The sequence below is a fragment of the Streptomyces sp. CB02056 genome, assembly GCF_001905545.1.
GTDB lineage: Bacteria > Actinomycetota > Actinomycetes > Streptomycetales > Streptomycetaceae > Kitasatospora.
The window spans coordinates 25316-37175 of sequence record NZ_LIPD01000020.1 but is presented as its reverse complement, the minus strand read 5'-3'; the positions used below and the strand labels follow the sequence as shown (position 1 = coordinate 37175).

Here is an 11860-nt window from a genome sequence, read left to right as displayed (position 1 = left end):
GACCGCCCACAGGGAGGGGGTCGCCGGATAGCGGTCGCGTACCGCCCGGACGCCGGGGTCCGCGGTACTGCGGGCGGAGAGGTACGCCAATCCCGGCCAGGGGCGGGCCCGTTGGGCAGTGCTGATCGCGGCTGTCGGCCGGCCGCCGGCGAGGCGGGCGGGCGCCGGCGAGGCGGGCGGGCGCCGGTGCCTCGCCGCGGCGGGGCGGCGGCCGGCCGGCTAGACCGCGGCGGTCAGGGCCACTTCACCTCGGAGAGGTGCTCCTCCACGCGGAGGATGTCGGCGTCGGTCAGGGCGAAGCACGCGCGGACGTAGGGATAAGGGGCCGGCCCGAGATGGAACGCGTCGGCCGGGATGGTGGCGATGCCGGCGGCACTCAGGATCGTCTCCGCGACCTCGCCGCTGTCGCCGCCCAGCGGAGTCCCGTCCACCAGGAGGTAGTAGGCGCCTTCCGGGTCGTTGGTCGCGAGGCCCGCGTCGCGGAACGCCGCGGCGATCCGGTCGCGCTTGCGGCGGTAGTCCTGGCGCGTCCGCGCGTAGAAGGAGTCCGGCAGGGTGAACGCCCGTGCCGCGATCTGCTGCAGCGGGGTGGGGGCGCACACCGAGAGCGCGTCGGCGGCGATGCGCAACGGCGCGATCAGCTCCGGGGGTCCGGCGGCGTAGCCGAGCCGCCATCCGGGGATGCTGTAGGTCTTGGAGAGGCCGGAGACCGTGATCGTGCGGTCGCGCAGCAGGTCGAACGACGCCGGCGAGCGGTGCGGTTCGTCCCCGTAGTAGAGGTGCTCGTAGATCTCGTCGGTGATCACCAGCAGGTCCCGGTCCGCTGCGAAGCGCGCCACCTCCTCGATCTCGTCCGGTGGCATCCGGTGGCCCGACGGATTGCCGGGTGTGCACAGCACGATCGCCCTGGTGCGGTCCGTCGTGGCCGCCTCCAGGGCCGCCCTGTCGATCCGGAACCCGGGGGCGTCCGTCCTGACCGCCTGGGGAACGACCCCGTGGATCTCCGCCACGGTGCGGTGGTAGCCGTAGAAGGGTTCGGGCAGGAGCAGGCCGTCTCCCGGGTCGAGGTGGGCCAGTACCGCCGCGTTGTACGCGCCGGTGGCACCGATGGTGGCCACCACCCCGTGCTCCGGGTCGACGTGGACTCCGTTGTACTCCGCCAGCTTCCGCGCGACGGCCTGCCGGAGGACGGCGTCTCCGTGGGCGGGGCTGTAGGAGTGGTCGGCGGACGCGAAGTGTGCGGTCGCGTGGTCGAGCAGGTCGTCCGGGGGCGGCGTGCGGGACAGGCCCTGGCCGAGGTTGATGCCGCCGACGGCGACGCACCGCTCGGTCATGGCCCTGATGGTCGACTGCCGGAACCCGTCGAGCCTCCGCGCGTGCGGCTTCATCGGTGCCTCCTCCCGTGTTCGGGCCGGTCGTGGGGTCGGTGGGTGTTCACCCGGTGGGTGTTCATGCGCTGACTGTTCATGCGGTGGGTGTTCATGCGGTGACTGTTCATGCGGCGGTCCATCCACCGTCCGCCTCGATGACGGCTCCGTGGACGTAGCTGGACGCCTCCGAGGCCAGGTACAGCACGGTCCCGACGAGCTCCTCGGGCCTGCCCCAACGCCCGGCGGGTACCCGGGTGAGCAGGCCCGCACTGCGCTGCGCGTCCGTGCGCAGACCGGCGGTCAGGTCCGTCTCGAAGTAGCCGGCGGCGATCGCGTTCACGTGGACGCCCCGCCCGGCCCACTCCGCCGCACAGGATCGGGTGAGCTGTACCAGCGCGCCCTTGCTCGCCGCGTAGGCGACGACGTTGCGGCCACCGCTGTGGGCCAGGACCGATGCGATGTTGACGATCTTTCCGCTGCCCTGCCGGAGCATGGCCCTCCCGGCGGCGCGTGACACGAGGAACGCGCCGGTCAGGTTGGTGTCGATGACGCGCTGCCAGGTCTCGGCCGGGTAGTCCTCGGCCGGGAACCTGTCGATGATGCCGGCGTTGTTGACGACGATGTCGAGTCCGCCGTGTTCGCGCACCGCACGGGAGAGGACGTCCTCGACCTCTGCCTCCCGCGTCACGTCCAGCCCGACACCGACGGCGGATCCTCCGTCGACGGCCAGTTTGCCGGCGACCGCGTCTGCTGCTTCGCTGCTGCGCCCGGCGACGATCACTCTGGCACCGGCGCGGGCCAGGCCGGCCGCGATGGCCTGGCCCAGCCCGCGGGTGGCCCCAGTGATCAGGGCCACCTTGCCTGTGACGTCGAACAGGTGCAGCGGACTGGTGTCATCCATGTCCGCCACCACAGTCCTCTCCGTTCTCTCCGTCCGGGTGTTACGCCGTCAGCTCGGACTCGATGGTGGTGCTGTGGTACCAGGGGTTTCCGGCGGATTCGGAGATGAGGTCGCGCGACCGCGTCTCGTGGTGCCGGCCGAGGCGGAGTGCCGCGTGCTGCACCACGTTGAGGGCGGTGAAGTACTTCCGGAGGAAGTCCCCCTCCGAAAGGTGCACCCGGGAGAACCGGATGTTCCGGTTCTCCGGTCGGTCGTCGGTCAGCAGACGCTGCAGGTTCTCACCCTTGGCGAGGGTGTACTCGTCGTCGTCCGCGTCGGAGAACCAGACCGTGCTGTGCTTCCGCACCGGGTCGGAAAGCGTGGCCACCTCGCTGTGGCAGAATTCGTGGAAGTAGTTCCGGGCGGTCGGAACCATGGCCATCTCGTTGAAGTGCATCTTGGCCAGCTTGAGCAGGCTCTCGTGCCATTTCGGGGACGCGATCATGATGATGTTCGCGTCCTCGCTCGCGTCGGCGATCCGACGGGCGGCCTCGCGGCCGTTCTCCTCGAAATCCGCCTCGAGCAGGCCCGCCAATTCGCCCAGCCGGGCGTGGTGGTCGTCGCTCAGCACCCCGAATTCGTGGAACATGTCCATCAGGATGGCGAAGTACTGCGAGACGTGGAAGAGCGGGTACTCGCGGTCCGGTTCGCGCAGCCGCCAGTAGGCGATGGAGGCGCCGTCCGCCCGCCCGAGCTCGGCCAGTTTGCCGCCGGAGGTGAGCAGGAGCACCTGGTCCCGGACGGCGCGAAGCCGCTGGTAGGCGAGGACCGGCTCCTGCGAGTGCCCGCTGTAGGAGCTGATGATGTACAGGGTCGCCTCGTCCTCGAGGACCGAGGGAGCGGCCAGGAAGCGGAAGTCGTAGTCGTTCACGACGTGCACTTCGAGGGGCAGGCCGATCTCCGTGAAGTAGCCGCGGACGATATCCGAGACGATGGCCGAGCAGCCCATTCCGGTGAAGACGATGCGCTTGAACCTCCCTTCGGAGAGACGCTGTCGAAGGTCCGGGGTGACGTCGTCGAGCGAGTACTCGTCGGGCTTCGTCAGGCCGGCCCGGTACTCCTTCTCGATGAATTCCTCGTAGCGGTCGAGTCGGGACTTCATGCGATCTCACTCCATCACGGTCGCGTGCGGGTCGAAGAAGTCGTGCGACTCCGGATACCGAACTCCGGAGACCCGGGTTGCTTCGGGTGATTCGACTCTAACAAGCGCGGAAGGCCTCGTGGCATTCACATCGGTAAGTCTGCGAATCGACCAGGGACCGCATGGTCCGATTTCGCCGGTCTCACATGCTGAGAGGGTTTCTGACGGAATATGAGAACGGCGGCGGCAGTCGAACGGACAAGTCCCCTGAATGCAGACGACCGCCACGCTTCGGGACACGGAGGAACCGGCCGTTCTCACCAACTTGCCCAAAACCCTTCTCAACCGCGCCATGATTGGTGTATGACTGCGCAGCTACTGACGTTCGTACTCGCTTCTCTTCTGATCATCGTTGTTCCGGGCCCCGACCTGGTGCTCCTGCTGCGGAACGCGGCACGGGGCGGCCGCCGGGGCGCGGCCGCGACCGCGATGGGCATCATGCTCGGCAACGCGGTCCTCGCCGGCGCGGCCGTCGCGGGCCTGACCGCGCTGCTCACGGGCTCCGAAGTGCTCTACACCGCCGTGCGGATCGCCGGCGCCCTGTACCTCGCCTACCTGGGCATCCGGTCCCTGATCGACTTCATCCGCCTCGGCCGACGCGAGGACGGAGCTGACGACGCGACGGCCGCGCAGCCCGCCGGTCACGGCCGCGGAGGCGGTGGCGGGGCGCCGGACAGCGGGGCGGACTTCCGCCAGGGCCTGCTGAGCAATCTGCTCAACCCGAAGGTCGCCGCCTTCTACCTCTCCCTCTTCCCGCAGTTCCAGCTGCCCGGCATGTCCGAGCTCTCCCAGCACGTGCTCCTGGCCGGGCTGTTCTGGCTGCTGGCCCTGGCCTGGTACGTCGTGGTGGTCGCGGTCCTGGGCGCGATCCAGCGCGTCCTGCTGCGGCGCAAGGTGCAACGGGGGCTGTCGGGGGTGGCCGGGGTGGCGCTGCTCGGGCTCGGGGCGGCGGTGGGGGCCCGTCAGTAGCGCGTTCCCGACTCCGGCGAGGCGACGGGGGCAGCCCCGGCGGGGGGCGCTCCGGTCGCCTCGGGGGCGCGGTCGGTGAGTCCGGTGACGCGCAGGGTGATGTTGAGGCGGCCCCGGGCGGGGCCGACGGCGGGGTCGCCGGTGCCGGGGAGGATCTTCGGCACGGCGTGGTACGCGAGGCGGGAGGGGCCGCCGAAGACGAGCAGGTCGCCGGAGGCGAGGGTCAGGTCGGTCCAGGGCCGGTTGCGGGTGCGGGTGTTGCCGAAGCGGAAGAGGCAGGTGTCGCCGATGCTGAAGGAGACCACCGGGGCGAGCGAGCGCTCGTCCTTGTCCTGGTGCATGCCGAGCCGGGCGTCGGCGTCGTAGAAGTTGACCAGCGCGGCGTCGGGTTCGTAGGCGGCGCCCTGGCCGGGGTCCTGGTAGGCGTCGGCCACCGCCCGGCGGCCCAGGTCGGCGAGCCAGTCGGGGAAGCGGGCGACCCGTCGGCCGTTCACGTCGTCGGCGGTGCGGGTGTAGGCGTACGGCTGCCAGTGCCAGCCCAGGCACACGGTCTGTACGGACATGACGCCGCCGCGCGGCAGCCGGGTGTGCCGGATCGGGACGGGCCCGGTGGCCCAGGCGCGGCAGGCGGCGACGAGGTCGCGCTGCCGGTCGGGGGTGAGCCAGCCGGGCAGGTGGACGGCGCCCGGCGCGATCTCGCGGCGCTCGTAGCCGGCGGGCGGCGGGCCGAACAGGGCGGGGGTGGTGGTCACGCGGCGGCGCCCGGGGTGGCAGGCGGGAAGGAGTCGGTCCAGCCGGAGGCGATGCGCCAGGTGCCGCCGTCCGCGCTCGCGCCGCGTACGCCGTCCAGGACGCCGGGCCCGGCGAGCGCGGCGGCGACCGGCTCGGCGAGGGACGCGAAGCCGAAGGTGCGGTCCGGGCGCCAGGGGGTGCTGTGGCGCAGGCGTCGGGCGAGTTGGGCCCAGCCGAGCGGGGCGGCGGCGATGACGAGGGCGTCGGGTTCGGGGGCGGTGAGGCGGTGGGCGGGCCGCAGCCAGGAGGCGGCCTGTTCGGGCCAGTCGACGACGGCCAGGACGGCATGGCCGGCGGCCTGCCAGGCGTCGGCGAAGGCGGCGGCCGCCGCGCGGGAGGCGTCGTCGCGGCTGTGGCCGATCGCGACGCCGTGCAGGGGCGGGCGGCGGTGGTCGGCGAGCAGGCGCAGCAGGGCCGCGAGTTCGGGGGCGGTGTGGGGGGCGGGTGCGGGGAGGTCGCCGTAGGCGGTCGGCCCGGGTTCGGGGAGGAGCGGGGAGCGGTCGGGTGCGGGGCGGGGGTTCACGGGGTGCGGTCCTTCCGGCGGGTCTTCCACTGCCGGTACCTCTCGGGCAGGCACACCGAACAGGGCCGGTAGGCGGCGGCGATCGCGGTGGCCTCGTCGGCGAAGAAGACGCGGTGGCGCACGTAGCCGCCGGCGGCGATGGTGCGCAGGGCGGAGGGGCAGTCGAGGCGGCCGTAGAGGCGGCCCCGGCGGTGGCCGCCGAGGGTGCCGGGCGTGGTGCTGGAGTAGGGGCGGTTGTCGGGTCCGGTCAGGGTGTAGCGGCGGGACGGGACCGGGGCGGTGCCGACGGTGGGCGCAGCGGTGTCGGCAGTGGGCCCGGGTGTGCCGGTGGCGGCCATGGCGGCGGGGCCTCAGGCGTCGTGGAAGACGAGGCCGAGGGTGTGGCGGCGGCCGCTGCGCACGGTGCTGACGCCGTGCCGGACGGGGCCGGCGCGGTGGCCGCGGGCCGAGGGGACGGGGCGGTCGCGGGTGGTGAAGATCAGGCCGTGGCCCTGGGGGACGACGGTGGCGGTGCCGCGGGACTGGGCGCGGGGGCGCTGTTCGACGAGGAGGAACTCGCCGCCGGTGTAGTCGGTGCCGTGGGCGTCGAGGCCGATGACCACCTGGAGGGGGAAGACGAGGTCGCCGAAGACGTCGCGGTGCAGGGCGTTCCAGTCGCCGGGGCCGTAGCGCAGCAGGATCTGGGAGCTCTTGTCCTGGCCGGCGGCGTGGCACATGGCGGTCCACTCGGCGAGGGTGTCGGGCCAGGGGGCGGGGCGGCGGAGCTTGTCGGCCCAGGTGCGGGCGACGGTGAGCAGGTGGGGGTAGAGGGCCTCGCGCAGGGCGGCGACGGGTTCGGGCAGGTCGTGGGTGAAGTAGCGGTACTGGCCGGAGCCGAAGCGGTGGCGGGCCATGTCGACGGTGGTGCGGAACAGTTCGGGCCGGTCGTAGAGCGCGGCGAGCTCCCGGCACTGGGCGGGGTCGAGCAGGCGGGGCGTCGGGGCGCAGCCGTGGGCGTCGAGTTCGGCGGTCAGGGCGGTCCAGTCGGCGGTGTCGAGGGCGCTGACGGCGGCCTGGACGGTGCCGGCGGCGGTGTCGGGGACGGCCTCGGGGGCGAGGGTGTTCACGGGGTGTCCTGGGGGTGAGCGGGCGGGCGCGTGGTCAGCGGGCGTTGTGGAAGATCACGCCGAGCGTGGTGCGGCGCCCGGACTCGACGGCGTTGGTGCCGTGGCGCATCGGGTGGCGCCGGTAGCCGCGGCTGCCCTGGACGGGGCGGTGCTGGACGGGGAAGACCAGGGCCTGGCCGAGCCGCGGCCGCACCACGATCGCGCGGGACTGCGAGCGGGGCCGCTGTTCGACGAAGACGTTCTCCCCGCCGGTGAAGTCCTCGCCGGGCCGTTCCAGCATGATCGTGGCCTGCAGCGGGAAGACGAGGTCGCCGTAGATGTCCTGGTGCAGGCAGGCGTGGTCGCCCGGACCGTAGCGCAGGACCAGCGGGGTGGGACGGTGCTGGCCCGCGGCGGCGCACTCGGCGTGCAGCTCGGCGAGGGTGAGGGGGAAGGTCCGCTCGCCCAGCCGCGCCGCCCACTGGTTGGCGATCCGCGCCAGCGGCGGGTACAGCCGCTCCCGCAGCGCGTCCAGGACCGGTACGGCGGCCGGGTCGGCGTAGTACCGGTAGGTGCCGCGGCCGAAGCCGTAGCGCTGCATCACCACGGTGGAGCGGAACAGGCCGTCGTCGTCGAAGGTGTCGGCGAGCTCCCGGCACTGGGCGGGCGACAGCAGGGGCCCGGTGAGCGCCACCCCGTCCCGGTCCAGCTGCTCCCGCACGTCCTGCCAGTCGACCGGGGCGAGCGCGGGCAGGACGGCCGGGCCCGGGGAGGCCGGGCCCGGCGCGGGCGCGGCGGTGTCAGGTTCGGCGGTGGCAGCTTCGGCAACGGCGAAGAGGGTGTCGTTCACGGGGAGGTCCTTCGACGGGCGGGGGCGAGCAGGCGCACGGCCCGCGGGAAGGCGGGCCGTGGCCGGCGTGCGGTCGGGCTGTCCCGATCGTCACCCGTGGAAGGGTCCGTGTGCTGGCGGCATTCGGACGTCGCGTCGGGCGCCGCGTCCGAGGTCGGACGGGTCCGCCGTCAGGACGTGCGGGAGCGGGTGGGCGCCAGGTCCGCGACCAGCAGCGCCAGCAGGTCCGCCGGCGCCTCGATGAAGCGGTAGTGGCCTCCTTCCAGGAGTTCGAAGGTGGTGTCGCCGCAGGCCGGCCAGCCGGTCATCAGGGACGGCTCGATGCCCGTGTCCTCGGTCCAGCCGATGGCGGTGACCGGGCACGGCAGCCGGACCGGCTCGGCCACGTGGTAGCGCTTGTTCATGTCGACGTCGTTGCGCAGCACGCCGAGGTAGAGCGCGAGCAGGCTCGGTTCCAGCGTGCCGCCCAACTCCGCGACGAGCCCGCGCAGTTCGTCTGCCAGCTCGTCGTCGTTCATGCCGAGGAAGCGGCCGTAGGGGCCGTCCTGCGGCGCGACCTCGGAGGAGACGAACAGCCGGGTCGGGGCGGGGTAGCCCCGCTGGACCAGCCGTACGGCGGTCTCGTAGGCCGCCAGCGCGGAGCCGCAGTGGCCGAACAGGGCGTAGGGCCGGTCCAGGTAGGGGCGCAGCGCCTCGCAGAGGTCGTCGGCCAGCGCCTGGTAGGTGGTGTGGGCGGGCTCGCGCATCCGGTTCTCCCGGCCGGGCAGCTGCACGGGGCAGACCTCGACGCCGTCGACCGAGGACGGCCACTGGCGGTACATGCTGGCACCGCAGCCGGAGTAGGGCAGGCAGAACAGCCGCGCCGGTGCCACCGGCGACGGCTCGCGCAGGAACCACTTGTTGCGGGTACGGGCCGTCGGAGCGTCCACTGATGACCTTCCGTGTGGGGTTTCTTCTCTGGTTCGGCTGCGGTGAGAGTGCCGGGCCCTACCGGGTCCGCGCGGTGACCGGCAGGTGGGTGAAGCCCGCGATGACGTTCGAGCGCATCCGTCGCGGCGCCCCGGCGAGTTCGAAGTCCGTGAACCGGCCGAGCAGTTCGGCGAACAGGATCCGCAGCGCGACCCGTGCGACGGTGTGGCCGATGCAGTAGTGCGCGCCGACGCCGAAGGCGATGTGCTTGTTGGGGCGCCGTCGGATGTCGAAGGTGTACGGGTCGGCGAACACGGTCTCGTCGCGGTTGGCCGAGGCCAGCCAGACGACGACCGCGTCCCCCGCGGGGATCGGCACGCCCCGGACCTCGACGTCGCGGGTGGTGTGGCGCATGAAGTGCTGGGTCGGCGAGGCCCAGCGCAGGGCCTCCTCCACGCCGCTGCCGAGCAGCTCCGGGTGGGCCGCCCAGTCGTCCAGGACCGGGGTGCCGGCCAGTTCGGCCATCGCCGCGATCGGCGGCTGGGCGGTGGTGACGGTCGCACCGAGCAGCAGGCTGTAGCAGTTGGAGACGATCTCGCCCGGCGACAGCCGGCGTCCGTCCAGTTCCATCGTGAGCAGCACGCTGACCAGGTCGTCGCCCGGTGCGCGCCGGCGCTCGGTGACGAGGTCCTGGAAGTAGGCGAACAGTTCGCGGTGGGCGGTCACCAGGGTGGCCTGGGGCCCGTCGGCGAGCTGGAACTCGGGGTCGTCCGCGGCGATGCAGGCGTGGGCGAGCCGGACCAGCCGCGGCCAGTCCTGTTGCGGCAGCGCCATCATGGTGCCGATCACCGCCATCGGCAGGGTGGCCATGGCGGCGGCGAAGTCGTACGGGCCGCCGTCGGCCAGCGGCCGGAGCAGGTCGACGACGACCCGGCGGATGGCCTCCCGGTCGTTCTCCACCGTCTTGATCGACAGGGCCTGCTGGAGCGGGCCGCGCAGGTGGGCGTGCCGGGGCGGGTCGGTCGCGGCCATCTGGCGGCCGCCGGCGGGGTCGCCCTTGCCGAGGAGGTTGAGCAGGGTGCCCTGTTCGGAGGTGAACGTGGCGTGGTCGCGCAGGACCCGGTTGGCCTCGGCGTGGCCGACGACCGACCAGTAGCCGATGTCGCCGACCGGTTGCCAGCTCACCGGGGCCTCGCGGCGCAGCCGTCGCCAGGCCTCGTGCGCCCCGCCCGCGTGGTAGAGGTCGGGGTCGATCAGGTCGACCGGCTGCGGGGCGAGGACCGGGCAGCGCGCGGTCGGGGGGACCGTCGTCATCGGGGCCGCTCCTCCCCCGCCGCGTCGGCCGGGCCGCCTGGCGCATCGGCCCGGCCCTCCGGACCCGCCGTCCCCAGCCGCTCGCTGAGGGCCGTCGCCAGCTCGGCGACGGTCGGCGACATGTAGAGGGTCTGCGCGGGGAGGTCCACGTCGAACTCGCGCTGGGTGGCGACCAGGAGGTCGGTGGCCAGCAGGGAGTGTCCGCCGAGGTCGAAGAAGTCGTCGTCGACGCCGACCGGTTCGATGCCGAGGACGTCGCCCCACAGGTCGGCCAGTCGGGTCTGCACCTCGGTGACGGGCGGGACGAACTCGTTGGGCACGTTGCGCGGGACCCGGGTGGCGGTGGGCAGGGCCCGGCGGTCGATCTTGCCGTTGCGGTTCACCGGCAGCTCGGGACGGACCAGGATCGCCCAGGGGATCAGGTAGTCCGGCAGGCTCTCCCGCAGGTCGTGGCGCAACCGCCGCCCGAGGTCGGCGTTGCCCTCCGGGCCGGGTTCCGCGGGCACGACGTAGGCCAGCAGCCGGGTGCCGCCCGCCGGGTCGGGCTGCGGCAGCACGACCGCGTGCCGCACGCCGGGGAGCCGCTCCAACTCGACCTCGACGGCGCGCGGTTCGGCGCGGTAGCCCTGGACCTTGACCTGGTCGTCCGCGCGTCCGACGAACTCCAGCGTGCCGTCCGGCAGCCAGCGCACGAGGTCGCCGGTCCGGTACATCCGGGCGCCGGGCTCGGTGCCGAACGGGTCGGGCAGGAACCGTTCGGCGGTCGCGGCCGGGCGGCCCAGGTAGCCGCGGGCCAGGCCCGCCCCGGCCACGTACAGCTCCCCGCACTCGCCGACGGGCACCGGCCTGAGGTCCTCGTCGAGCACGGCGACCCTGGTGCCGCTGATCGGGCGGCCGATCGGCACGCTCCGCAGCTCGGGGAGGGTGCTGCTGGTCCAGCAGGTCGTGTACGTGGTGTTCTCGGTCGGCCCGTAGCCGTTGGTGAAGAGCAGCTCCGGGTAGCGGGCCAGGAGGTGCTGGACGTGGCCAGGCGAGGCCACGTCGCCCCCGGTGAGGACGTGCCGGACGTCGGCGAACGCCTCCGGGTGGGAGCTCACCATCTGGTGGAGGAGCCCGGTGGTCAGCAGCAGGACCGTCACGCGCTCGGCGCGGACGACGCGCGCCACGTGCTCCAGGGTGATGGCAACCGGGGGGAAGAGGACCAGCCGGCAGCCGTTGACGAGCGGGGTCCAGATCTCGAAGGTGGAGGCGTCGAACGCGACCGGCGCGAGGTGGAAGAAGACGTCCTCGGCGCGGACGTCCACCCAGTCCGCACCCCGGACGAGCCGGTCGACCGCCCGGTGGGGCACGCCGACGCCCTTGGGCTCGCCGGTGGAGCCGGAGGTGTAGCTGACGTAGGCGAGCCGGTCCGGGTCGCCGGGGCGGGCCGGGGCCGCCGGCGCGGTGGCCGGCTCCTGCGCCGGGTCGCCCTCCGTCACCGTGACGACGGCGTGGGGCAGCCGCTCCCGCAGCTCGGGCCCCGCGGCCTCCTCGGTGATCACCATGGCCGCGCCGGCGTCTTCGAGCAGCAGCGCGTGGCGGGCGGCCGGGTCGTCCGGTTCGAGCCCGAGGTACGCCCCGCCCGCGATGAGGACGGCGAGCAGGGCCACGATCAGCTCCGGCGACCGCGGCACCAGCACGCCGACGACGCCCTCCGGCGCCAGTCCGGCCTCCCGCAGCCGCCCGGCGAGCCGGTTGGCGCGGTCGTCGAGCTGCCGGTAGGTCAGGGTCCGTCCGTCGCAGGTGACGGCGGGCGCGTGCGGGGCCCGCACGGCCTGTTCGGCGACCAGCTCGTGGATCGCCCGGGCGTCGAACGGTGGCCGTCCGCTGCCGACGAACGCCGGGATGTCGGAGGTGAGGACCGTCTGGGTCAACTGCTTCCCGCTTTCCTGTGCTGAAGTGTCCCCGTCGGGGGTGAACGCGCGACC

Annotated in this window: 12 protein-coding genes; 1 reads left to right on the top strand and 11 read right to left on the bottom strand. The window is 73.3% G+C overall.

Annotated elements, in window-relative coordinates:
* Positions 1–233 precede the first annotated feature (233 nt).
* From AMK13_RS36400 to AMK13_RS36390, 3 genes are all read right to left on the bottom strand, one after another.
* Positions 234–1388 (bottom strand): pyridoxal phosphate-dependent aminotransferase, encoded by a 1155-nt coding sequence (locus tag AMK13_RS36400; RefSeq protein ID WP_074005840.1) that lies wholly within the window; start codon positions 1386–1388, stop codon positions 234–236.
* Positions 1389–1494: 106 nt separating this feature from the next.
* Positions 1495–2283, bottom strand: a complete 789-nt coding sequence (locus AMK13_RS36395) for an SDR family NAD(P)-dependent oxidoreductase (protein WP_198959502.1) — start codon at positions 2281–2283, stop codon at positions 1495–1497.
* Positions 2284–2311: 28 nt separating this feature from the next.
* Positions 2312–3412: an SIS domain-containing protein gene (locus tag AMK13_RS36390; RefSeq protein WP_074005839.1), complete on the bottom strand. Its 1101-nt coding sequence runs from the start codon at positions 3410–3412 to the stop codon at positions 2312–2314.
* A 342-nt stretch (positions 3413–3754) separates the two neighbouring features.
* Here AMK13_RS36390 and AMK13_RS36385 point away from each other — a divergent pair, with 342 nt between their 5' ends.
* Positions 3755–4420, top strand: coding sequence for a LysE family translocator (locus AMK13_RS36385; protein WP_063780371.1), 666 nt, complete (start codon positions 3755–3757; stop codon positions 4418–4420).
* Here AMK13_RS36385 and AMK13_RS36380 read toward each other — a convergent pair.
* The 8 genes from AMK13_RS36380 to AMK13_RS36345 form a co-directional block, all read right to left on the bottom strand.
* On the bottom strand, positions 4414–5172 hold the full coding sequence (locus AMK13_RS36380) for an alpha-ketoglutarate-dependent dioxygenase AlkB family protein (protein WP_079272837.1): 759 nt from the start codon (positions 5170–5172) through the stop codon (positions 4414–4416). The genes AMK13_RS36385 and AMK13_RS36380 overlap by 7 nt on opposite strands.
* The gene (locus AMK13_RS36375) at positions 5169–5735 is read right to left on the bottom strand and encodes a hypothetical protein (RefSeq protein WP_107418958.1); all 567 of its coding nucleotides are present in this window, start codon (positions 5733–5735) and stop codon (positions 5169–5171) included. The genes AMK13_RS36380 and AMK13_RS36375 overlap by 4 nt, the downstream gene beginning before the upstream one ends.
* Complete coding sequence (locus AMK13_RS36370) at positions 5732–6073, bottom strand: Ada metal-binding domain-containing protein (RefSeq protein ID WP_107418957.1); 342 nt, start codon at positions 6071–6073, stop codon at positions 5732–5734. The genes AMK13_RS36375 and AMK13_RS36370 overlap by 4 nt, the downstream gene beginning before the upstream one ends.
* 12 nt (positions 6074–6085) lie before the next feature.
* Positions 6086–6748 (bottom strand): 2OG-Fe(II) oxygenase, encoded by a 663-nt coding sequence (locus AMK13_RS36365; RefSeq protein WP_074005901.1) that lies wholly within the window; start codon positions 6746–6748, stop codon positions 6086–6088.
* 127 nt (positions 6749–6875) lie between these two features.
* The gene (locus AMK13_RS36360; RefSeq protein WP_079272835.1) at positions 6876–7670 is read right to left on the bottom strand and encodes a 2OG-Fe(II) oxygenase; all 795 of its coding nucleotides are present in this window, start codon (positions 7668–7670) and stop codon (positions 6876–6878) included.
* 170 nt (positions 7671–7840) lie between these two features.
* Positions 7841–8599: a thioesterase II family protein gene (locus tag AMK13_RS36355; RefSeq protein WP_074005837.1), complete on the bottom strand. Its 759-nt coding sequence runs from the start codon at positions 8597–8599 to the stop codon at positions 7841–7843.
* Between the two features lie 58 nt (positions 8600–8657).
* Positions 8658–9893 (bottom strand): cytochrome P450, encoded by a 1236-nt coding sequence (locus AMK13_RS36350; protein WP_074005836.1) that lies wholly within the window; start codon positions 9891–9893, stop codon positions 8658–8660.
* Positions 9890–11806, bottom strand: a complete 1917-nt coding sequence (locus tag AMK13_RS36345) for a non-ribosomal peptide synthetase (RefSeq protein WP_074005835.1) — start codon at positions 11804–11806, stop codon at positions 9890–9892. Before AMK13_RS36345 ends, AMK13_RS36350 begins: the two co-directional genes overlap by 4 nt.
* Positions 11807–11860 lie beyond the last annotated feature (54 nt).